At 57.3% G+C, this 23,189-nt stretch carries 20 protein-coding genes; 14 read left to right on the forward strand and 6 right to left on the reverse strand.

Going from position 1 to position 23,189, the window contains the following annotated elements:
• Positions 1-20 precede the first annotated feature (20 nt).
• The 5 genes from tal to ruvB all read left to right on the forward strand — a co-directional run bounded on the left by tal (position 21) and on the right by ruvB (position 6,113).
• Positions 21-965, forward strand: coding sequence for a transaldolase (gene tal, locus CPA59_RS10610; protein ID WP_107759298.1), 945 nt, complete (start codon positions 21-23; stop codon positions 963-965).
• An 18-nt stretch (positions 966-983) separates the two neighbouring features.
• Positions 984-3,038 carry a transketolase gene (gene tkt, locus CPA59_RS10615; protein ID WP_107759300.1) on the forward strand — a complete coding sequence of 685 codons (2,055 nt, stop codon included), beginning with the start codon at positions 984-986 and terminating at the stop codon, positions 3,036-3,038.
• A 206-nt stretch (positions 3,039-3,244) separates the two neighbouring features.
• Positions 3,245-4,276, forward strand: a complete 1,032-nt coding sequence (locus CPA59_RS10620) for a HoxN/HupN/NixA family nickel/cobalt transporter (RefSeq protein ID WP_107759302.1) — start codon at positions 3,245-3,247, stop codon at positions 4,274-4,276.
• Positions 4,277-4,483: 207 nt separating this feature from the next.
• Positions 4,484-5,101 (forward strand): Holliday junction branch migration protein RuvA, encoded by a 618-nt coding sequence (ruvA, locus tag CPA59_RS10625; RefSeq protein WP_038918948.1) that lies wholly within the window; start codon positions 4,484-4,486, stop codon positions 5,099-5,101.
• Between the two features lie 7 nt (positions 5,102-5,108).
• The gene (gene ruvB, locus CPA59_RS10630) at positions 5,109-6,113 is read left to right on the forward strand and encodes a Holliday junction branch migration DNA helicase RuvB (protein ID WP_038918949.1); all 1,005 of its coding nucleotides are present in this window, start codon (positions 5,109-5,111) and stop codon (positions 6,111-6,113) included.
• A 170-nt stretch (positions 6,114-6,283) separates the two neighbouring features.
• On the opposite strand, the gene znuB is transcribed toward ruvB, so the two are convergent.
• A complete protein-coding gene (znuB, locus tag CPA59_RS10635) occupies positions 6,284-7,069 on the reverse strand; it encodes a zinc ABC transporter permease subunit ZnuB (protein ID WP_038918950.1) in 786 nt (261 codons plus the stop codon).
• The gene (gene znuC, locus CPA59_RS10640; RefSeq protein ID WP_100849506.1) at positions 7,066-7,824 is read right to left on the reverse strand and encodes a zinc ABC transporter ATP-binding protein ZnuC; all 759 of its coding nucleotides are present in this window, start codon (positions 7,822-7,824) and stop codon (positions 7,066-7,068) included. The genes znuB and znuC overlap by 4 nt, the downstream gene beginning before the upstream one ends.
• 75 nt (positions 7,825-7,899) lie before the next feature.
• On the opposite strand from znuC, the gene znuA reads away from it, so the two are divergent.
• The 5 genes from znuA to CPA59_RS10665 all read left to right on the forward strand — a co-directional run bounded on the left by znuA (position 7,900) and on the right by CPA59_RS10665 (position 12,927).
• Positions 7,900-8,922: a zinc ABC transporter substrate-binding protein ZnuA gene (gene znuA / locus CPA59_RS10645; RefSeq protein ID WP_107759304.1), complete on the forward strand. Its 1,023-nt coding sequence runs from the start codon at positions 7,900-7,902 to the stop codon at positions 8,920-8,922.
• A gap of 15 nt (positions 8,923-8,937) precedes the next feature.
• Complete coding sequence (gene mepM, locus CPA59_RS10650; protein ID WP_038918954.1) at positions 8,938-10,356, forward strand: murein DD-endopeptidase MepM; 1,419 nt, start codon at positions 8,938-8,940, stop codon at positions 10,354-10,356.
• A gap of 148 nt (positions 10,357-10,504) precedes the next feature.
• A complete protein-coding gene (lpxM, locus tag CPA59_RS10655; protein WP_038918955.1) occupies positions 10,505-11,491 on the forward strand; it encodes a lauroyl-Kdo(2)-lipid IV(A) myristoyltransferase in 987 nt (328 codons plus the stop codon).
• A 440-nt stretch (positions 11,492-11,931) separates the two neighbouring features.
• Complete coding sequence (locus CPA59_RS10660) at positions 11,932-12,363, forward strand: hypothetical protein (protein WP_107759306.1); 432 nt, start codon at positions 11,932-11,934, stop codon at positions 12,361-12,363.
• A 159-nt stretch (positions 12,364-12,522) separates the two neighbouring features.
• Complete coding sequence (locus CPA59_RS10665; RefSeq protein ID WP_049853944.1) at positions 12,523-12,927, forward strand: hypothetical protein; 405 nt, start codon at positions 12,523-12,525, stop codon at positions 12,925-12,927.
• A 142-nt stretch (positions 12,928-13,069) separates the two neighbouring features.
• Here the strand turns inward: CPA59_RS10665 and pyk are convergent, their stop codons facing one another.
• Together pyk and CPA59_RS10675 are read right to left on the reverse strand one after the other, a co-directional pair.
• Positions 13,070-14,512, reverse strand: a complete 1,443-nt coding sequence (pyk, locus tag CPA59_RS10670) for a pyruvate kinase (RefSeq protein WP_038918958.1) — start codon at positions 14,510-14,512, stop codon at positions 13,070-13,072.
• A 180-nt stretch (positions 14,513-14,692) separates the two neighbouring features.
• Complete coding sequence (locus CPA59_RS10675) at positions 14,693-15,562, reverse strand: MurR/RpiR family transcriptional regulator (RefSeq protein WP_013317811.1); 870 nt, start codon at positions 15,560-15,562, stop codon at positions 14,693-14,695.
• Positions 15,563-15,927: 365 nt separating this feature from the next.
• On the opposite strand from CPA59_RS10675, the gene zwf reads away from it, so the two are divergent.
• Positions 15,928-17,403 carry a glucose-6-phosphate dehydrogenase gene (zwf, locus tag CPA59_RS10680; RefSeq protein WP_038918959.1) on the forward strand — a complete coding sequence of 492 codons (1,476 nt, stop codon included), beginning with the start codon at positions 15,928-15,930 and terminating at the stop codon, positions 17,401-17,403.
• 153 nt (positions 17,404-17,556) lie between these two features.
• A complete protein-coding gene (locus tag CPA59_RS10685) occupies positions 17,557-18,198 on the forward strand; it encodes a bifunctional 4-hydroxy-2-oxoglutarate aldolase/2-dehydro-3-deoxy-phosphogluconate aldolase (RefSeq protein ID WP_012884856.1) in 642 nt (213 codons plus the stop codon).
• Positions 18,199-18,387: 189 nt separating this feature from the next.
• On the opposite strand, the gene purT is transcribed toward CPA59_RS10685, so the two are convergent.
• Entirely contained in the window at positions 18,388-19,566 is a 1,179-nt protein-coding gene (gene purT, locus CPA59_RS10690; protein ID WP_038918960.1) for a formate-dependent phosphoribosylglycinamide formyltransferase, read from the reverse strand.
• 283 nt (positions 19,567-19,849) lie between these two features.
• On the opposite strand from purT, the gene CPA59_RS10695 reads away from it, so the two are divergent.
• Positions 19,850-21,886, forward strand: a complete 2,037-nt coding sequence (locus CPA59_RS10695; RefSeq protein WP_107759308.1) for a S9 family peptidase — start codon at positions 19,850-19,852, stop codon at positions 21,884-21,886.
• A 529-nt stretch (positions 21,887-22,415) separates the two neighbouring features.
• Here the strand turns inward: CPA59_RS10695 and CPA59_RS10700 are convergent.
• A complete protein-coding gene (locus tag CPA59_RS10700; protein ID WP_038658972.1) occupies positions 22,416-22,646 on the reverse strand; it encodes a DNA polymerase III subunit theta in 231 nt (76 codons plus the stop codon).
• Positions 22,647-22,806: 160 nt separating this feature from the next.
• Here CPA59_RS10700 and copC point away from each other — a divergent pair, with 160 nt between their 5' ends.
• Positions 22,807-23,187, forward strand: coding sequence for a copper homeostasis periplasmic binding protein CopC (copC, locus tag CPA59_RS10705; RefSeq protein WP_107759310.1), 381 nt, complete (start codon positions 22,807-22,809; stop codon positions 23,185-23,187).
• Positions 23,188-23,189: the final 2 nt, after the last annotated feature.

The following is a 23,189-nucleotide window of genomic DNA, read 5'->3' on the forward strand; positions in this document are numbered from 1 at the left end:
CCTAACGCAGGGGAATAACCATGAACCAACTGGAAGCCTTAAAACAGTACACGGTAGTGGTGGCGGATACCGGCGATATCGACGCCATCCGGCAGTTCGCGCCGCAGGACGCCACCACCAATCCCTCTTTGATCCTGAAGGCGGCGCAATTGCCGCTGTATCAGGGCCTGATCCGCGATGCGGTCGGACAGGCGCAGCGGCAGGGCGGCAGTGAGGCTACCCGGTTGCTCAACGCGTGCGATCAGGTGGCGGTCAACATCGGCGCGGAAGTGCTGCGGCAGGTGCCGGGACGGGTATCGACCGAGGTGGACGCCCGGTTGTCCTGGGATCGCGGCCTGTGCGTCGCCAGAGCGCGGCGGCTGATCGCGCTGTATCAGGAACAGGGCATCGACCGTTCGCGTATTCTGATCAAACTGGCGGCGACCTGGGAAGGGATCCGCGCGGCCGAGGAGCTGGAGCAGGAGGGGATCCAATGCAACCTGACGCTGCTGTTCTCCTTTGCGCAGGCGCGTGCCTGTGCGGAAGCGGGCGTCTACCTGATCTCGCCGTTTGTCGGGCGCATCTATGACTGGTATCAGGCGCATCAGCCGCAGACGGAACCCGGCGACGATCCGGGGGTGGCCTCAGTGCGGCGTATTTACCAGTACTACAAAACGCACGGCTACGACACCGTGGTGATGGGGGCCAGTTTCCGCAAAAAATCCCAGGTGACGGCGCTGGCCGGCTGCGACCGGCTGACCATCTCCCCGACATTGCTCAACGAGTTGAAGGCGTGCGATGAGCCGCTGCCGCGCCAACTGCCCGCCGAGGCGGTAAGCGAAACGCGTCCCAGCCTGATGACGCAGGCGGAATTCCTGTGGCAGCACCACAACGACCCGATGGCGGTGGAAAAACTGGCGGAAGGCATCCGGCTGTTCGCCGCCGATCAGGTCCGGCTGGAAAATATGCTGCACAGCCTGATGTAACGTGGCGGGAGACTAACGATGAAACACTCTGATTACGCCGCGCGGCCATTGGCCAATGCTGTCCGCGTGCTGAGTATGGACGCGGTACAACGAGCCAATTCCGGCCACCCGGGCGCGCCGATGGGCATGGCGGATATGGCCACCGTGCTGTGGCGTGAGTTTCTGCAACATAACCCCGCCAACCCCGATTGGGCTAACCGCGACCGGTTTGTGCTCTCCAACGGTCATGCCTCGATGCTGCTTTACAGCCTGCTGCATCTGACCGGCTATGCGCTACCGCTGGAGGAACTGAAAAATTTCCGGCAGTTGCACAGCAAAACACCGGGACACCCGGAGGTGGACGTCACGCCCGGCGTGGAAACCACCACCGGGCCGTTGGGGCAGGGGATCGCCAACGCCGTAGGGATGGCGCTGGCCGAACGTACTCTGGCGGCGCAGTTCAACCGGCCGGGGCATACTATCGTTGACCATTACACCTATGTGTTCCTGGGCGACGGCTGCATGATGGAGGGCATTTCCCACGAGGTTTGCTCGCTGGCGGGGACGCTGAAGTTAGGCAAGCTGGTGGCGTTTTACGACGACAACGGCATCTCCATCGATGGGCACGTCGAGGGGTGGTTTACCGATGACACCGCCGCCCGGTTTGAGGCTTACGGTTGGCATGTGGTGCGCGGCATTGACGGGCACGATGAGCAGGCGATCCGCGCGGCGATCAATGCAGCGCGCGCGGTCGGCGATAAGCCGTCGCTGCTGATGTGTAAAACCGTGATTGGCTTCGGTTCGCCCGCCAAGGCCGGCAGCCATGAGTCGCACGGCGCGCCGCTGGGGGAGGCGGAGGTGGCAGCGGCCCGCGAAGCGCTGGGCTGGCCATACCCGCCGTTCGTGATTCCGCCGGAAATCCGCGCGCAATGGGATGCGCGTGAGGTCGGTCAGGCGCGAGAAAGCGCCTGGGCGGCGCGGTTGGCGGACTATGCGCGCGCGTTTCCCGAGCTGGCGGCGGCGTTCACCCGCCGCATGCGCGGCGAGTTGCCGTCAACGTTCGCGGATGCGGCGCAGGCGTTCATCGCCGGGTTGCAGGCTAACCCGGCGGAGATCGCCAGCCGTAAGGCGTCACAGCTCGCCCTGAATGCCTTTGGCCCGTTGCTGCCGGAGCTGTTGGGCGGCTCCGCCGATCTGGCGCCGAGCAACCTGACCCTGTGGTCCGGCTCCCGGCCGTTGAATGAGGATCCGGCGGGCAACTACGTGCACTACGGTGTGCGGGAGTTCGGCATGACCGCCCTCGCCAACGGGATGGCGTTGCACGGCGGCTTCCTGCCGTATACCGCCACCTTCCTGATGTTCGTCGAATATGCCCGTAACGCGGTGCGTATGGCGGCGCTGATGAAGCAGCGTCAGGTGCTGGTCTACACCCACGACTCTATCGGGCTGGGCGAGGATGGCCCGACTCACCAGCCGGTGGAACAGCTGGCGATGCTGCGGGTGACGCCGAATCTCAGCGTCTGGCGCCCGTGCGATCAGGTGGAAACCGCGGTGGCCTGGCAACAGGCGGTACAGCGGCATGACGGCCCGACGGCGCTGATCCTGTCGCGTCAGAATCTGGCGCAGCAGCCGCGCAACGACGAACAGCTGGCGGCGATTGCACGGGGCGGCTATGTACTTAAGGACAGTGTACTTAAAGACAGGGTACTTAAAGACAGGGTACCGAAAGACAGTGCGCTGTCGCCAAGGCTGATTTTGATCGCCACCGGTTCTGAAGTAGCGCTGGCGGTGGCCGCGTGGGAAGTGCTGTCGGCGCGCGGGGTGGCGGTTCGCGTGGTATCGATGCCGTCTTGCGACGTGTTCGACCAGCAGGATGCCGGTTACCGCGAAGCGGTACTACCGGCGGCCGTGAGCGCGCGCGTAGCGGTCGAGGCGAGCGTTGCCGATTACTGGTACAAGTACGTCGGGCTGCACGGCGCGGTGGTGGGGATGAGCGACTTCGGCGAATCGGCCCCGGCTGGGCAACTGTTTGAGCGCTATGGCTTCACCGTCGATAACCTGCTGCGGCAGGCGGAAGCGTTGCTGACGCGCTAGCGTACCTCCTGTTGGCGTATACCGGGCTTCCGTCATTCGGCGGGCACCCGGTTTTTTGTATCACATGTTCAGGTTCAGATGTGCAGCCTGAAAATTCCGCCCGCCTTTGATCTGCGACAACATGGCGATGTATGAAAAATTAATAGACTTTCATACTCGTATTTCCCCCGACGACGTTTGCCGCCGGATCGATTGGAAGGGCTTTCATGTTGTCTTCGCTACTGCGGGAAAACCCGCGTGCTGTGGTTATCTTAGGAACTCTGGTCGTTGTCAATATTGCGGTATGGCTGCTGGCTGTGGCGATGTTTCACGATGACGCCGCGCTGATGGCGACCTGCCTGCTGGCCTGGTGTTTCGGGTTGCGTCATGCGGTGGATGCGGACCATATCGCCGCCATCGACAATGTGACCCGCAAAATGATGCAGGAGGGGAAGCGCCCGCTGGGCATAGGCACCTGGTTTTCGCTCGGTCACTCCACCATCGTGGTGCTGGCGTCGCTGGCGCTGGCGGCGACCGCCGCGGCGTTTCAGGACGATATGACCTGGTTCCACGAGGTGGGCGGCGTTATCGGCACCTCGGTGTCCGCCGCTTTTCTGCTACTGATGGCGTTGGTGAATCTGGTGATTTTGCGCAGCGTCTGGCGGAATTTTCAGCGCTTCAAACAGGGGCACCGCCTGACGCCGGAGGTGATAGACGCGGTGCCGGCCTCCGGCGCGCTGGGCTGGCTGTTTCGCGCCACGTTCCGGCTGGTGCGCAAAAGCTGGCACATGTATCTGGTGGGGTTCCTGTTCGGGCTGGGGTTTGATACCGCGACGGAAATCGGCGTGCTGGGCATCTCGGCGGCGGGCGCCTCGCAGGGCATATCGATCTGGTCGATCATGCTGTTTCCCGCCCTGTTTACCTGCGGCATGGCGCTGGTGGATACGCTCGATAACGTACTGATGGTGGGCGCCTACGGCTGGGCGTTTAGCAAGCCGCAGCGCAAGCTCTACTACAACATGACCATTACCGCTACGTCGGTGGTGGTGGCGGTGTTTATCGGCGGGCTGGAGGCGCTCGGCCTGCTGGCGGACAAGCTCGATCTGCATTCCGGCGCGTGGAGTCTGGTGGACGCTTTGAACGACCAACTGAGCAACGCCGGTTTTTACGTTATCGCGCTGTTTGTCGCCTGCTGGGTGATTTCTCTGTGTAACTACCGCTGGAAGAATTACGATGCGCTGAATAGCCCGATAGCGTAACCGCATTTCCCGGCCGGTTTCTCCGGTTGGACGGGAAACGGTTAGCACGTCTTCTCCGGCGTTTCACGGTTTTCATACCGGCGTCGGAGATGCCTCGCCACCCTGTCTGATATCTGGATATGCATCCAGCTTTTCTGTATCCGCCTCTTTTTTTGTGTTATAAGCTATACGCCACGTTTACGTCAGCCAGATTAAGGAAAACATCACGTGATAGGTCGTTTGAGAGGCATCGTATTAGAAAAACAGCCGCCGCTGGTGCTGATTGAAGCCAACGGCGTCGGATATGAAGTTCATATGCCGATGACCTGCTTTTACGAGTTGCCGGATCTCGGCCAGGAAGCGGTGATTTTTACCCACTTTGTGGTACGTGAAGACGCACAATTATTGTTTGGCTTCAACAATAAGCAAGAACGTTCTCTGTTCCGCGAACTGATCAAAGTGAATGGCGTGGGGCCGAAACTGGCGCTGGCGATTTTGTCCGGCATGTCGGCGCAGCAGTTCGTCAGCGCGGTGGAGCGCCAGGAAATCAACGCGCTGGTGAAATTGCCGGGCGTGGGCAAGAAAACGGCGGAGCGTCTGGTGGTGGAAATGAAAGACCGCTTTAAAGGGTTGAACGGCGATCTGTTCAACGCCGCCAGCGATATCGCCTTGCCGGCCGCGGCGGGCAACACAGAGCCGGAAGCCGACCCGCAGGCGGAGGCCGAAGCGGCATTGGTCGCCCTCGGTTATAAACCGCAGGAGGCCGGCCGGATGGTGAGCAAAGTGGCGCGGCCGGGCGCCGACTGCGAAACCCTGATCAGGGAAGCGCTGCGCGCTGCGCTGTGAGGTATGTATGATTGAAGCCGATCGTCTGATTTCACCCGGCGTGGTTGCCGACGAAGAACTGCAGGATCGCGCGATCCGGCCGAAACTGCTGTCAGAGTACGTCGGGCAGCCGGTGGTCCGCGAGCAGATGGAGATTTTTATCGAGGCGGCCCGCAAGCGCGGCGATGCGCTCGATCATCTGCTGATTTTTGGTCCTCCGGGGTTGGGCAAAACCACGCTGGCTAATATCGTTGCCAACGAAATGGGCGTGAATTTGCGCACGACCTCCGGTCCGGTGCTGGAGAAAGCGGGCGATCTGGCGGCGTTGCTCACCAACCTTGAACCGCACGACGTGTTGTTCATCGACGAAATTCATCGTCTTTCGCCGGTGGTGGAAGAAGTGCTCTACCCGGCGATGGAAGATTACCAACTGGATATCATGATCGGCGAAGGGCCGGCGGCGCGTTCCATCAAGCTGGACTTGCCGCCGTTTACCCTGATCGGGGCGACAACGCGCGCCGGCTCGCTGACCTCGCCGCTGCGCGACCGTTTCGGCATCGTGCAGCGGCTCGAATTCTACCAGGTCGCTGATTTACAACATATTGTGCGGCGCAGCGCCCAGTGTCTGGGGCTGGATATGACCGAGGAAGGCGCGCTGGAAGTGGCCCGCCGTTCGCGCGGTACACCGCGCATCGCCAACCGGCTGTTACGCCGGGTACGAGATTTCTCTGAAGTGAAATCGGACGGGGTCATTTCGGCCGAGGTGGCAATTCAGGCACTGGATATGCTGGCGGTTGACTCCGAAGGGTTCGATTACATGGACCGCAAGTTACTGCTGGCGGTGATCGACAAGTTTATGGGCGGCCCGGTGGGGCTGGACAACCTGGCGGCGGCGATCGGCGAAGAACGTGAAACCATTGAAGATGTGCTGGAACCCTACCTGATTCAGCAGGGATTTCTGCAACGCACCCCGCGAGGCCGCATCGCTACACAGCACGCCTATCGCCATTTCGGCCTGACCCGCGAAGAGTAGGAAAAAAGAAGAGTAGGAAAAAGTAGGAAAAAGTAGGAAGAAGTAAGAATAAGTAGCAGGCCGCCTTTCATTGTTATCGCCAGCCAGTCGGCTGGCGATAAGTCCGACAACGTTAAAACATATCGACAGACTGACTTGCCTCTTCACTATAAAGGGCAGTACGGGCGGCGTCAGGCGGCCTGTTTTTTCAGCAGGCTAAACATAAACAGCAGCGAAGCGCATAGCACCACGGAGGGGCCGGCAGGCGTATTGGCGCCGGCCGAGAAAGCCAGTCCGCCGGTGACGGCCAGAATGCCGACGCCCATCGCGCAAACGGCCATTTGCTCCGGCGTGCGGGCAAATCGGCGTGCGGTAGCGGCTGGAATAATCAGCAGCGAGGTGATGATTAGCGCGCCGACAAACTTCATCGCCAGACCGATGGTCAGGGCGGTGACTAGCATTAACACCAGCTTGGTACGTGCGATGGCAACGCCGTCGACGTGCGCCAGTTCCGGGCTGACGGTCATGGAGAGTAGGGCGCGCCATTGCCACCCCAGCACGCCGAGCACCAGCAACACGCCGGGGCCGATCAGCCATAAGTCTTCGCTGGTGACCGCGAGCAGGTCGCCAAACAGGTAAGCCATCAAATCGACACGGACATTGTTCATCAGGCTGACCACCACCAGACCCAACGACAGCGCGCTGTGCGCCATGATGCCGAGCAGGGTATCGATCGCCAGTCCGGGACGGCGTTCCAGCCAGACCAGCCCCACGGCCAGCAGCAGAGTGATCGCAATCACCGCATAGAACAGGTTGATGTCCAGCAACAGACCCAGCGCAACGCCAAGCAATGAGGCATGGGCGAGGGTATCGCCAAAATAGGACATGCGGCGCCACACCACGAAGGAACCGAGCGGCCCTGCCGCCACCGCCAGACACACCCCTGCCAGCCAGCCGGGCAACAACAACTCAATCATGCGTGATTACCATCCTGTCGCTTTAAAATGATTTTTCCGTTCAGATCGTGACGGTGATTGTGATGGTGGCGGTAAATCGCCAGTTGTCCGGCGCCGCGGTGACCGAACATAGCCAGAAATTCCGGGTGCAGCGACACCACCTCGGGGGTACCGGAACAGCAAATATGCTGATTGAGACACAGAACCTCATCGGTTTTTGCCATCACCAGATGCAGGTCGTGGGAAACCATCAGCACACCGCATTGATATTCCTGTCGTAGCTGGTTGATCAACTCGTACAGCGCCAACTGACCGTTGACGTCCACCCCCTGGGTGGGCTCATCCAGCACCAGCAACTGTGGGCGGGCGAGAATAGCACGCGCCAGCAGAACGCGCTGGGTTTCGCCGCCGGAGAGCTTTTGCATTGGCTGTTCAAGCAGATGACCCGCCTGCACGCGCTTCAAGGCCGGCATGATGTCCTGCTTATTGACTCCGGGGCGCAACTGCATAAAGCGTTTGACGGTCAGGGGCAAAGTTGGGTCCAGATGCAGCTTTTGCGGTACGTAGCCGATGCGGAGATTCGCCGCCCGGGTCAGCGTACCGCGGGTTGGAGCCTGTAATCCCAGCACCACCCGGACCAGCGTGGATTTCCCCGCGCCATTAGGCCCGAGCAGCGTCAGAATACGACCAGCCTGCAATGTGAGAGAAATATCATTGAGTACAGGTTTGTTGCCAAACTGCACGCCAATATTTTCCAGTGAAACCAGCGTTGACATAGAATTCTGTTTGCAGAGGGTGTGTGACGTTATAATATAACGCGTTTTTATTGATAAATCGACGGATGATTGGGTATGTTGCGAGTTACTCACTATAAATGGCTAAACACCGTACTTGCGGCCGGTACATTACTGGCTTCCTTGTCTGCCACGCCGGTTGCCTCTGCCGCCGTGGTTACCTCGATTCGCCCGCTGGCGTTTATTGCTGCGGCGATCGCTGATGGTGCTACGCCCACGGAAGTGCTGTTGCCGGATGGCGCATCGCCGCATGATTATGCACTACGCCCGTCCGATGTACAGCGTCTTAAATCGGCAGAACTGGTGATTTGGGTGGGGCCGGAAATGGAAGCGTTTCTGCCCAAGGCGTTGCAACCGCTGCCGGCGGAGCGCCAAATCGCATTGGGGCTGCAGCCGGCCGTTAAATCGCTATTGTTACAGGAGTCACATCCTGAGCATGCAGCGGCGGAAAACGGTGCGCATCATGACTCCGATCATGACAGCCATGCCGACAACCGGCATGATCACGGCAATGAGCCTGAAAATCATCAGGATAGCGATGATGACGGGCATCATCACGGTGAGTTCAATATGCATATCTGGCTGTCGCCGGAGATGGCGCAGGCATCTGCCGTCGCAATTCATGCAAAATTGTTGGAACTCATGCCGCAGAATAAAGACAAACTGGATGCAAATCTGCGTAAATTCACTGAGAAACTTGCGCAGACAGATAAAAATGTTGTTAATATGCTGACGCCTGTGCGTAGCAAGGGTTACTTCGTGTTTCACGATGCCTACGGCTACTTTGAACAGCATTATGGGTTGACCCCGCTGGGGCATTTCACCATCAACCCGGCTATTGCGCCCGGCGCACAGCGCTTAAACCAGATACGAACACAGTTGGTTGAGCATAAAGCGGTTTGCGTTTTTGCTGAACCACAATTCAGGCCAGCGGTCATACATGCTGTCGCCAAGGGAACTGACGTGCGCATCGGCGTGCTGGACCCGTTGGGAAGTGACATTGCACTGGATAAGGACAGCTATGCGCGGTTCCTGTTGCAACTGTCCGAACAGTATTTGAGCTGCCTGAAGGAAAAATAATGAGGATAGGAACAAGTGCAGCAGATAGTCCGAACTATCGCTCTGGCGTATAACAGCCTGCCCCGGCCTCACCGCGTGATGCTGGGGTCACTGACTGTCGTCACACTGGCCGCCGCGGTCTGGCGGCCGATGACATATCCCCCGGTCAATGACGCACCTGTTATCGTAAAAGACGCGGAAAGCGAAAGAAATCAAACCCAGACTCAGAGCCAGGCTCTGAATCCTCCCGCCAGTGAACCCCTGGACAGCAATCCGTTGCCGCCGGTAGCGACTTCGCAGATCGCAGGTTCGGCGCCGACGGCGGATGTTACCGAAGCCAACAGCGAACCGTTGGATCAGCCATCCACCACCAACGGCATTATCAAAGACGAACTCGACGATAAAGACGCCGACGACACCCATGAGTATGTGGTGTCTACCGGCGATACGCTGAGCAGTATTCTGACGCAATACGGTATTGATATGTCGGATATCGCTGCGCTGGCGGATCGTAATGCAGCGTTGCGGAATCTGAAGATCGGCCAGCAACTGACCTGGACGCTGGATAGCGACGGCGCGCTGCAAACCCTGACCTGGCAGGTATCTCGCCGGGAAACTCGTACTTACACCCGTAGCGGCGATGCGTTCCGTGAAGAAATCGAGAACGTGGAAGGGGACTGGCAGAACAAAGTGCTGGTCGGTCGTCTGGACGGCAGTTTCGCCAGTAGCGCGCAGGCTGCCGGGTTGACCAGCAGCGAAGTGCGGGAAGTGATTCGTGCGCTGCAATGGCAGCTGGATTTCCGCAAACTGCGTAAAGATGACAGTTTTGCCGTGCTGATTTCCCGTGAAATACTGGATGGCCGTAGCGAGCAGAGCGAGCTGCAGGGCGTACGGTTGCGTACCGGCGGGAAAAACTACTACGCGTTCCGCGCTGAAGACGGCAAATTTTATGACCGCGAAGCTTCCGGCCTGACCCGCGGCTTCCTGCGTTTCCCAACCATGAAGCAATTCAAGGTATCCTCCAACTTCAACCCGCGCCGTCTTAATCCGGTAACCGGTCGTATCGCGCCGCACCGTGGCGTTGATTTCTCCATGCCGGTGGGGACGCCGGTACTGGCCGTCGGTGATGGCGAGGTCGTGGTGGCTGAACGGGACAGTGAAGCCGGCAACTTTGTGGCTGTGCGCCACGGGCGGCAATACACCACCCGTTACATGCACATGAACCGTTTGCTGGTTAAACCGGGGCAGAAGATCAAACGTGGCGATCGTATTGGTCTGTCCGGCAATACCGGGCGCTCCACCGGCCCGCACCTGCATTATGAACTGTGGGTTAACCAGCAAGCCGTCAATCCGCTCACGGCGAAACTGCCGCGCTCCGAAGGGCTGATGGGCAAAGAGCGTCGCGATTATCTGGCGCACGTGCGCGAAGTATTACCTCAACTGCAACTGGACTAATAGCCGTTGCGGATAAGTGACAGCCGGCAGTTTGCGCTGCCGGCTGTTTTTTTATGTCGCACGGGCAATATCAGACCAGTGCGTGTTCAATTGCAAAACGTCGGGCAGCGATTATCATTAACCCGATTTTGTGATGAAGAGTGGTTGCATGGAACAAGAGAAAAAAGAGAAGAAAACCAACGCCGAGTTTATCCCGCAGTTTACGTCTGCCTTCTTTCATCCACGCTACTGGGCGCTCTGGCTGGTTGTGGGGGTGACAGCGTTGCTCGTCTGCATTCCAGCCCGCTTGCGTGACCCGGTACTGGGCGCGTTAGGGCGACTGGTCGGGCGGTTTTCCACAGGCGCGAGACGGCGTGCCCGCATTAATTTGCTGTTGTGTATGCCGCAACTGTCGGAAGCCGAACGCGAGCATATCATCGATCAGATGTTTGCGACCGCGCCGCAGGCGATGCTGATGATGGTGGAATTGGCGATATTGCCCGCCAGCCGGGCTGAACGCCGTGTTCGCTGGCATGGCATGGAGATTGTCGATGCGTTGCGGGAGCAGCAGCGCAACATTATTTTCATGGTGCCCCACGGCTGGGCGGTGGATGTTCCCGCCATGCTGATGAGCCTGCGCGGCCAGAAAATGGCCGCCATGATGCACAATCAGAAAAACCCGTTGCAGGATTATCTTTGGAATACCCTGCGTCGCCGTTTTGGTGGCCGTCTGCATACCCGTAACGATGGCATTAAACCTTTTATCAGCTCAGTGCGTGAAGGCTATTGGGGCTACTATCTGCCGGATCAGGATCATGGCGCCGAGCACAGCGAGTTCGTCGATTTTTTTGCGACGTATAAAGCCACCTTGCCCGCTGTCGGCCGGCTGATGAAGGTATGCCGTGCTGAAATCGTGCCGCTGTTTCCGGTGTATGATGGCAAAACCTCTCAGCTAAATGTCTATATTCGCCCGCCGATGAGCGATATTAATGGCGCTGACGATCACACGATTGCCCGCCGCATGAATGAAGAGGTTGAGCATCTGGTCACGCCTAACCCGGAACAGTACACCTGGATTTTGAAGCTGTTGAAAACCCGTAAACCGGGGGAAACCGAGCCCTATTTGCGTAAGGATCTGTACCCGCGCAAAAAGTAGTAAACCGTAGGCGGTCACAACAGTACAACGACAAAGGCGGAGCTGGGGCTCCGCTTTTTTTATCTATGTCCGCTGCGGTATAGACATAAGCGTTATTCATGGCCTGCCCAGCCTGTCGCAGAGTTTATGTATTGAATAATCAATCCGTTATTTATTTAAACACGACGAATTCATTGTCGGAAATACATAATCTGTAACAGTTAAGTCTTATTTCATTTTATCCGCACCGGAACTTATAAAAAACTTTAAAAATAGCGTTGTTTACCCCTGATCTTTTCTCGGAGTATTCCATATTCTTTTTGTTATTGTTTTTGATTTAATAACCCCCGAGGTCACTGCATGCATGACTTCAACCGTTAGCCACTGTAAATATTGCGGGATAATTTATCCGCCTATTTAATCCAGGCTAATAAAAGAATCTCTGCTAAAGGATTTATATCATGAATCTGAAACCACTGTTTTTAGGCGTTTTACTGGCAACAACTTATGCAACTGCCAACGCAGCGACCACCACGGTGGGAAAAAGCGCAACTGACGCCACGGCAACCAGCACAGTACCGGCATCCGCCGAATCTGCGCTGGGCAAGGCGGTGGATAAAGCCAACACTGACGCTGCAACCAAGGCTGAACGTGACGTTTCAGCGGTGAAAGCGAATGTCGACGGAGATAACGTGGCGAAGACTGAAAAAGTCGCCGCTGAAACTCACGTGAAAGGTGAAGAGAAAGCAGCGAAGAAGGCGGTGAAAAAGCACCACGCCGACAGCGCCAAGACAAAGGGAAAAACCAAAGCCAGCACCGGGGAAAAAACGGACGACACGAAAAGCAATAGTAGCGATACCCAGGAAAACCGTCCGCCAGTCAACGTACAATAAGATGAACATCGCGCGATAATAAAAGGAATAGTAGCATTCGCGCAGATGGCAATAATTGACCCGGTCAGGAAATAACAACATGAGTTATTGCAAAATAACCAAAGCGTTATTCCTGACCGGGAAATATGACTTATTCCTTTTGGAGAAAGGTTGAGTTTTATGAATAAATCACTTTTATGTCTTGCGTTACTGACTGCACACATTCCTTTTTCCCAGGCTGACAGCTGCCGAGCCAATCTGTCCGGTGGTCAGGACTGCCGTTATAACGATGGTTCGACATCCACCAGCCGCGCCAATTTATCGGGCGGATTCGATACCCGCTACAGCGATGGGCGCACCAGCACCAGCCGGGCCAACCTGTCTGGCGGTTATGACACCCACTTTAGTGACGGCACCCACAGCACCAGCCGCGCGAATCTGTCGGGCGGGCTGGATACCCGTTACAGCGATGGTAACGCCAGTTCCAGCCGTGCCAATCTCTCCGGTGGTTATGACGTTTCTTATAGCGACGGCAAGTCCAGTTCCAGCAGGGCTAATCTGTCTGGTGGGCTGGATAGCCAATAGGCGGATGATTCGCGGCAGGTCGGGGATTCAGCCGCCGGAACACGATGTGTGATAACAAAAACAAAGCGGGGCGATAATTGCGCCCCGCTTTTTAGCTGAATAAACGTTCGTCGAACGTTGTGGTATCGCGATTGCTACGCGATTATTCCACCCGCAGTACACGCACCGTATTGGTGGTGCCGACCGTTCCCATCACGTCCCCCTGGGTCACGATAACCAGGTCGCCGGACATCAGGAAACCTTTGTCGCGCAGCAGAAGCACGGCGTCGTTAGCCGCAGCTACGCCGTCAGTGTAGCTGGTGAACTGCACCGGAGTGACGCCACGATAAAGCGCGGTCAGGTTCAGCGTATGCTCGTGACGAGACATGGCGAAAATCGGCAGGCCGGAACTGATACGGGACATCATCAGCGCGGTGCGGCCGGATTCGGTCATGGCGATAATCGCGGTAACGCCGTTGAGGTGGTTGGCCGCGTACATGGCGGACATGGCGATCGACTCTTCCACGTTGTCGAACTGCACATCAAGGCGGTGTTTGGATACGTTGATGCTGGGGATCTTTTCCGCACCCAGACACACTTTTGCCATGGCCGCGACGGTTTCCGCCGGGTATTGACCGGCAGCGGTTTCCGCCGAGAGCATCACCGCATCGGTACCGTCCAGCACGGCGTTGGCGACGTCCATCACTTCGGCGCGGGTCGGCATCGGGTTGGTGATCATCGACTCCATCATCTGCGTAGCGGTAATCACCGCACGGTTCAACTGGCGAGCGCGGCGAATCAGTTTTTTCTGGATACCAACCAGTTCCGGGTCGCCGATTTCCACGCCCAGGTCGCCACGAGCGACCATCACGATATCGGAGGCAAGAATGATGTCGTCCATCGCTTCGTCGGTTGACACCGCTTCTGCACGTTCCACTTTGGAGACGATTTTGGCGTTGCTGCCGGCTTCGCGCGCCAGACGGCGGGCATAGTGCAGGTCTTCACCGGTACGTGGGAATGATACCGCCAGAAAATCCACGCCGATTTTGGCCGCGGTAATGATGTCGGCCTTGTCTTTTTCAGTCAGCGCTTCGGCGGACAGACCGCCACCCAGTTTGTTGATGCCTTTGTTGTTGGACAACGGGCCGCCGACGGTGACTTCGGTGAACACTTTCATGTCGTCCACGGCCAGAACTTTCAACTGCACACGGCCATCATCCAGCAGCAGGATGTCGCCGGGAACCACATCGCTGGGCAGCCCTTTGTAGTCGATACCGACTCTTTCTTTATCGCCTTCGCCTTTGCCAAGGTTGGCGTCCAGCAGGAACTTGTCACCCACGTTGAGGAAAATTTTCCCTTCCTTGAAGGTGGATACACGGATTTTGGGGCCCTGGAGGTCGCCCAGAATAGCAACATGACGGCCAAGTTTAGCCGCAATTTCGCGAACTTTATTGGCGCGCAGAAGATGATCTTCCGGCGAGCCGTGAGAAAAGTTCAGGCGGACTACGTTTGCGCCTGCGGCAATGATCTTTTCCAGATTATTGTCGCGGTCTGTAGCCGGCCCCAGCGTGGTAACGATTTTGGTTCTTCTGAGCCGTCTGGACATGTATAACTCCGTTGACTGGTGAAGCTTGTTGTAATGTGGTAACGCCGTCAGGAGAGGACATAACATGGGTGCCGTCTCTGCCGCTCTGCACTGTCCGGATGCCGTGCCTGTAATTATGATTGAGTGACAGGATTTCTTCCCGTTGGGCATCACCCCTTGTCACCCGATGTTATAACATAATTAGTTAAACGGGTTGCTGAATCGTTCTTCCTTATCAAATCTCGATTCGCGTAACGCTTCCTTGACCCGCTTCAAGTTATCGCGGAATTTTGCGCCGCGCCGCAGGGTAAAACCGGTGGCTAACACATCAATCAGCGTTAGCTGGGCGATGCGCGATACCATCGGCATGTAAACATCGGTGTCTTCCGGCACCTCGACCCGCAATGTAAGCGAAGCTTCCCGCGAAAGAGGGGAGCCGTCCGACGTAATGGCGATAACGGTGGCGTCGTTTTCCCGCGCCAGCCGCGCCATATCCACCAGACTTTTGGTACGCCCGGTGTGCGAAATCAGCACCACCACGTCGCCTTCGCCGGAATTCATGCAGCTCATGCGCTGCATGACCAGATCATCAAAGTAAACCACCGGAATATTGAAGCGGAAAAATTTGTTCATCGCATCGTGGGCCACCGCCGCCGAGGCACCGAAGCCGAAGAAGGAAATCTTGCGCGCCTGGGTGAGCAAATCCACCGCCCGGTTGATAGCCTGAATGTCCAGGCAGGATTTCACATGTTCCAGCCCGGCCATGGTGGACTCGAAGATTTTGCTGGTGTAAGACTCCACCGAATCGTCTTCTTCCACGTTGCGGTTCACATAAGGCGTGCCGTTGGCCAGACTCTGCGCCAGATGCAGTTTAAAATCGGGAAAGCCTTTGGTATCCAGCCGGCGGCAGAAGCGGTTGACCGTGGGTTCGCTGACCTCGGCCATGCCGGCGAGGGTGGCGATACTGGAGTGGATGGCTGTCTGAGGCGACGCGAGAATGACCTCCGCCACTTTTCGTTCCGATTTGCTCAACAGCTCCAGATGACCCTGGATTTTTTCCAGCATATTCATATGACAACGACCATCTATGGTATTTTGGATTTCAGCCAAAGGTGAAACCGATGCGGATTTTGTGAAATATACTACGAGCCCGTAACGGTTGGCAGAGGTCGGCACAACAAGTCATCGGCTTTTTTTGTCAGAATATGACCTGTGTCTAACTTTCAGAACAGTAACTGGCTGTCAGAAACGATGGAAAATTTCTCTTTTAGGCAGATGCCAGACTCGTTTTCTCCATCGGCACAATAGGTTCTGAGGCCTTGCAGTATCAGAATCAGCCGATAATGTGGTTTTATTACGGGTTTACTGGTTTGTGTCAAAAAGAGTACATTATTAATGTAATAAAATTACAGCGTCCTGCAATGAGGAGATTGAAAATGGCGGTAACGTCAACAGCCCAGGCGTGTGACCTGGTTATTTTCGGTGCAAAGGGCGACCTTGCGCGCCGTAAATTGCTGCCTTCACTGTATCAACTGGAAAAAGCAGGCCATATTCATCCGGAAACCCGCATTATCGGCGTGGGACGGGCGGAGTGGGACCGAGACGCCTATATCAAAGTGGTGCGCGAAGCGCTGGAAACCTTTCTCAAGGAGCCGCTCGACCCGGCATTGTGGACAACCCTGAGCAACCGGCTCGACTTCTGCAACCTTGATGTGGAAGACACCGAAGGGTTCAAGCGATTGGGAACGATGCTCGATCAGCAAAATCGCACCACCATCAATTATTTCGCCATGCCGCCGAGCACCTTCGGCGCAATCTGCCGCGGTCTGGGGCAGGCCGGCCTGAACAAGGAGCCGGCGCGCGTGGTGATGGAAAAACCGCTGGGCACTGACCTGGCGTCGTCACGGGTGATCAACAATCAGGTGGCGGAGTTTTTCAACGAATGTCAGGTCTACCGCATCGACCACTATCTCGGCAAGGAAACCGTGCTGAATCTGCTGGCGCTGCGTTTCGCCAATTCCCTGTTTGCCAACAACTGGGATAACCGCACTATCGATCACGTGCAGATTACCGTGGCGGAAGAGGTGGGTATTGAAGGGCGCTGGGGATATTTCGATCAGGCCGGGCAAATGCGCGACATGATCCAGAATCACCTGTTGCAGATTCTGACCATGATCGCCATGTCGCCGCCGGCGGATCTGAGCACCGATCGCATTCGTGATGAAAAGGTCAAGGTGCTGCGCTCGCTGCGCCGTATCGATCGTTCCAATGTGCATGAAGTGACGGTACGCGGCCAGTACACCAGCGGGTTCGTGCAGGGCAAGAAAGTGCCGGGCTACCTGGAAGAAGACGGGGCCAATAAGACCAGCAATACCGAAACCTTTGTGGCCATTCGCGTCGATATCGACGACTGGCGCTGGTCCGGCGTGCCGTTTTATCTGCGTACCGGTAAGCGTCTGCCGTCAAAATGCTCGGAAGTGGTGGTCTACTTTAAAAACCCGGCGCTCAATTTGTTCCACGATTCCTATCAGCAGTTGCCGCAGAACAAGCTGATCATTCGTCTGCAGCCGGATGAAGGGGTGGAAATTCAGATTCTGAACAAGATTCCGGGGCTGGACCACAAACATCGGTTACAGACCACCAAGCTTGACCTGAGCTTCTCGGAAACCTTTAACCAGCAGCATCTGGCGGACGCCTATGAGCGCCTGCTGCTGGAAACCATGCGCGGTATTCAGGCACTGTTCGTGCGCCGCGACGAAGTAGAAGAAGCCTGGAAATGGGTGGACTCCATTATGGATGCCTGGGCAATGGACAATGATTCGCCCAAGCCTTATCAGGCAGGGACCTGGGGGCCGGTAGCGTCCGTCGCCATGATTACCCGCGATGGACGTTCCTGGAACGAAGTGGAATAAGCGGTTTTGCCCCGTCGGAAGGCGGGGCGAAGCCGTTAGCGTTTTTTGGCTGACGGTGCGGTCGGACGTCCGTGGGTAACTGCGGATCCCTGTGGCAGGGGCGCGCCAGATCATTAATCGATGCCCGTTGGGCATGACTGGAGATTACCCTCGATGAAAAACTGGAAAACCAGTGCGGAACAGATTCTGACAGCCGGTCCGGTTGTTCCTGTGATTGTGATTAACAAACTGGAACACGCGGTGCCGATGGCGAAAGCCCTGGTAGCGGGTGGCGTGCGTGTACTGGAGCTGACGCTGCGTACCGATTGTGCGGTAGAGGCGATTCGCCTGATCGCGCAGGAAGTGCCGGACGCGATCGTCGGCGCCGGTACGGTCACCAACCCGCAACAGCTGGCGGAAGTGACCGCAGCCGGTGCGCAGTTTGCCATCAGCCCCGGCCTGACTGAGCCGCTGCTGAAAGCCGCAACGGAAGGCACAATTCCGTTGATCCCAGGGATCAGCACCGTATCCGAGCTGATGCTGGGGATGGATTACGGTTTGCGTGAGTTTAAATTCTTCCCAGCGGAAGCTAACGGCGGGGTGAAAGCGCTGCAGGCGATTGCCGGTCCGTTCGGTAAGATTCGTTTCTGCCCGACCGGCGGGATCTCGCTGAAAAATTACCGCGACTATCTGGCGCTGAAAAGCGTGCTGTGCGTTGGCGGCTCCTGGCTGGTGCCGGCCGATGCGCTGGAAAGCGGCGATTACGATCGCATCACGGCGTTGGCGCGTGAAGCCGTTGCCGGCGCGACAGCCTGACCGACGTTTTCCCTACTTAATGCTTGCAAGCCCGCGTCAGCGGGCTTTTTTGTGCTTACTCGGCGGGCCGGCAAACCGTCTTGCGCCTGTTCTGGTGACAGCGGTCGTTACAACAAATCCGCCGTCTGGCTCTGGTATTACTGGGGGAGAGGATTCAGGCTCACGCGAAGGCATGAGCCTGACGCCATGTCAGCCGCTGACCTTAACGGCTGACGCGGTGGACTTCGCCAGTTGCACGGCGGCATCCGTGCTGTCGGCGGTCGCCAGCGCAACGCCCATACGACGACGCCCGCTGATGTCCGGCTTGCCGAACAGGCGAATCTGGGTATACGGCCGCAATGCCTGCTCCAGCCCCTGATAGCGTACATCGCTGCTGGTCAGTTCCGGCAGGATAACCGCGGAGGCCGACGGGCCGTACTGGCGAATCGCGCCGATCGGCAGGCCGAGGAACGCGCGAACATGCAGCGCAAACTCGGACAGATCCTGCGAAATGAGCGTCACCATGCCGGTATCGTGCGGGCGTGGCGACACTTCGCTGAAGATGACTTCGTCGCCGCAAATAAACAGTTCCACGCCAAACAGGCCGAAACCGCCCAGCGCCTTCACCACGTTACCGGCAATCTCTTTGGCTCGCGTCAGCGCCAGCTCGCTCATCTGCTGCGGCTGCCAGGATTCGCGGTAATCACCGTCTTCCTGACGATGGCCGATCGGCTCGCAGAAGTGCAGGCCGTCAACCGCATGGATGGTCAGCAGCGTGATTTCAAAATCGAATTTCACCAGCCCTTCCACAATCACTTTTCCGCCGCCGGCCCGGCCGCCTTCCTGCGCATAGCGCCAGGCGTGGTCAAGCTGTTCCGGCGACCGGATCAGGCTCTGGCCTTTTCCCGATGAGCTCATCACCGGTTTGACGATACAGGGAAAACCCAGCTCATGGGCAGCCTGGCGGAACGCGGTTTCGTCAGCGGCAAAACGGTAACTGGACGTCGGCAGGCCCAGCGTTTCCGCCGCCAGCCGGCGGATGCCTTCGCGGTTCATGGTCAGACGGGTGGCTTCGGCGCACGGCACCACGCGCTGACCCTGCCGTTCCAGCGCGACCAGCATATCCGTGGCGATAGCTTCGATTTCAGGCACGATGTAATCCGGACGTTCCTGCGCCACCAGTTGTTTCAGCGCGTCGCCATCCAGCATGTTGATGACGTGGCTGCGGTGGGCGACTTGCATGGCCGGGGCATCGGCGTAGCGATCGACCGCGATGACCTCAATACCCAGACGCTGACACTCAATCGCCACTTCTTTTCCCAGCTCGCCGGAGCCTAACAGCATAACGCGGGTGGCTCCGGGACGCAGGGCAGTTCCCATTGTTAACATAACCTGATACCTGATGGTGTTGTAAAAAAGAGCTTGCAGTAAAAACCGGGCAGACCTGGGCCCGAACGTGGCCGCAGTATAAACGAAAACGTTTGCGTTTGGCATTACTCGCGTACCGGTACGCAAAAGCGAGTGAAAATTCATGCAGATCTCGGCACAAGCTGGATTCCCCCGATGATTCATGACAGGCTTTGGGCATTTGCCGTCTCACCACCGTTGGCTCGCCAGCGCGTGGCGGGATGTAAGGCAGAGCCTGATCAATGAATGGAAAGGAGTGACGTGGATGAAAGCGCCGCAAGCCGAAAAACGCCCGCATGTGATGACGATGCATGGCGATACCCGCATCGATAATTACTACTGGCTGCGAGATGATGAACGCAACAACCCGGATGTGCTGGCCTGGCTGCAGGAGGAGAATCGCTATTGCGATCAGATCATGGCGCCCCATGCCGCGCTGCGTCAGACCTTGTACGAGGAAATGGTGGCGCGGATCCCCGGTGAGGACGTCTCCGTGCCTTACGTGAAACGCGGCTATCGCTACCAGAGCCGCTATGAACCCGGTAAGGATTACGCTATCTATCAGCGTCAGCCGGAGCAGGAGACGGGGAGCGACTCCTGGCAGGTATTGCTGGATGGTAATCAGCGGGCGGCAGGCAGCGAGTTCTACAGTCTGGGCGCGCTGGGCGTCAGCCCTGACAACCATTTGATGAGCGTGGCGGAAGATTTGCTGTCCCGTCGGCAGTATGTGGTGACGTTTCGCGACCTCGACACCGGCGAGTGGCTGACGGATCGGCTGGAAAATGTCTCGGCCGGCAGTGAGTGGGCGGCGGACTCCCGCACTCTCTATTACGTGCGTAAAAATCCGCAGACCTTGCTGCCTTATCAGGTTTATCGCCATCGTCTGGGCGAGGATCCGCAGCAGGACGAACTGGTGTACGAAGAAACGGATGACGCGTTCTATCTTAGTCTGGATAAAACCACGTCCGAGCGTTATATCCTGATTTATCTCGACAGCACCACCAGCACGGAAATTCTGTTGCTGGACGCCGCCGACCCACAGGCAACGCCGCGCGTGTTTGTGCCGCGGCGACCGGATCACGAATATGTGGTCGATCATTTCCGCGACGCATTTTATGTTCGCTCCAACAAAGACGGCAAAACCTTTGGTTTCTACCGCGCCCACGATGCCAGCGAGTCGGCATGGGATGCCTTGATTGCCCCGCGTCCGGAGCGGGTGCTGGAAGGATTTTCGCTGTTTGACGACTGGTACGTGGTCGAAGAGCGCGAGCACGGGCTGACTCACATCCGCTATATTCACTGGCAGACGCAAGAATCTCGGCAGATTGCCTTTAACGACCCGGCCTATGTGACCTGGCTGAGCTATAACCCGACGCCGGAGAGCACGCAGCTGCGTTACGGCTATTCCTCCATGACCACGCCGATGACTATCTATGAGCTGGATATGACGACCGGCGTTCAGGTGGTGCTCAAGCAATCAGAGGTGAAAAACTTTGACGCCGGAAATTATCGGAGCGAGCGATTGTGGGTGACGGCCCGCGATGGCGAGTCGGTGCCGGTATCGCTGGTGTATCACAAAGATTGCGAACTGAGCCAAAGCCCGCTGCTGGTCTATGGCTACGGCGCTTATGGCAGCAGTATGGATCCGGAATTCAGCAGCAGTCGTCTTAGCTTGCTGGATCGCGGCTTCGTGTATGCGCTGGCGCATATTCGCGGCGGCGGCGAGTTGGGGCAGCAATGGCACGACCAGGGGCGTCTGTTCAACAAGATGAATACCTTTACGGATTTCATTGATGTCACGCAGGCGTTGCTGGCGCGCGGTTACGGCGATCCGGCGAAAACCTTCGCGATGGGCGGCAGCGCGGGCGGGTTGCTGATGGGAGCGGTGATTAATCTAGCGCCGTCGTTGTTCAGTGGCGTGGTGGCGCAGGTGCCGTTTGTCGACGTGCTTACTACCATGCTGGATGAGTCCATCCCGCTCACCACCGGTGAATACGACGAGTGGGGTAACCCAAACAATGCGCAGGATTACCAGTACATCAAACAATACAGCCCTTATGACAGCGTCTCGGCGCAGGGGTATCCGCACCTGCTGGTGACCACCGGTCTGCATGATTCTCAGGTTCAGTACTGGGAACCGGCCAAATGGGTCGCGAAACTGCGTGAACTGAAAACGGATGACCACCTGCTGCTGTTGCATACCGATATGGGGTCAGGGCATGGCGGCAAATCCGGCCGTCTGGCTCAGTTTGAAGATATCGCCCAGGAGTTCACCTTCTTGCTGATGGTGCTGGAGCGCTAGTCGGCGTTGAATAGCGTCTGTACGTCAGGCAGGTAACTTCCCAGGTATTCTCAAGGCGGTGGAAGGGGAAACGGGGGAATAACAGCGACTGAGCAGCGTTTGAAACTGCGATCACCGGGTGTCAGGAGGCAGAGGGTGATCGCAGAAATGTTGCCTTGGCGATGATGCTGTTCAATTGACAGGAAGAACGGCGGCAACTCAGTTGGTTTCAGGCTGTGGTTGAGCCCGTTTAGCCCGCTTTTCTGCCCGTTTCTGCGCGGCGGTTTTCAGCGGTTTTTTCTTGGCGTTTTTCTTGCTGTCCATTCCTTTACTCATGTTGTGCCTCGCTTGGTAAAAGGTTGGTTTGCCTGTTTATTAACCTCCTGTTTGCGCAGAGATGCAAGGGGAAAAAAGCGTTTTTTTGACGGACGGCGCCGCGTCAGGCGACCGGTTCAGGCAAGACGGCAGAAACTGTAATCAGACGGCAAACAGGCGCTACCCGGCCGTACCGGGTAGCGCCGCTCCGAAACTATGTTGGAAAACGGGATCGTTATTTACTGTTGGGGTCGTAAGGCAGGGTGGAGAACTGATGCGACATCTCCCGGTAATAGCTGACCCTTTCCCGGAAATAGGTGCGCAGGTGCGCGGGCTGATGCTGCTCGATTTCATCCAGGATCACCGGCATGTTGTAGCGTTCGCGAAACGCCACGCCGGATGCCGCCAGATCCACATTGACCTTTTCCATTTCTTCATAAGGAAGTTCGGCCAGATTGTATCCCATGATTGCCTCCTCTCTGTTGCGCCACAAAATTAAAGCAGAAGTGTGGAATTGGCAAATTCTGTTACCGTCCTGTCCCTCGACAAGGCGACGGGGGGCTCGTATCCTTGCCGCTGACTCTTGGTTCCCGAGCGCAATGGGGATCGTCAGAAAGGATGAAATTATGTTGAAACGTAAAGTTTTTCCGTCCCTGCGTGTAGCGATGTTGATGGGGAGTCTGGTTATTTCCCACTCGGCACTGGCGCATGCGCACCTCAAAAGCCAGACGCCGGCAGCGGATAAAGATATCCCGGTGCAAAAAGCGCCTTCTTCTCTGTCGCTGCTTTTTTCCGAAGAGATCGAACCGGCTTTCAGCGGTGTTGAATTGATGTCGGCGGGACAAACCGTGCCGGTGGGCAAAGCGACAGTGGAAAGCGACCATCGCAATGTTCTGGTGGTGCCGCTTGAGAAGCCGCTGGTCAGCGGCAATTATCAGGTTCGCTGGCATGTGCTGTCGGTTGACGGTCACAAGACGGAAGGAAGCTATCGCTTCGGCGTTAAGTAAGC

The organism is Dickeya sp. Secpp 1600 (assembly GCF_003049805.1).
GTDB lineage: Bacteria > Pseudomonadota > Gammaproteobacteria > Enterobacterales > Enterobacteriaceae > Dickeya > Dickeya fangzhongdai.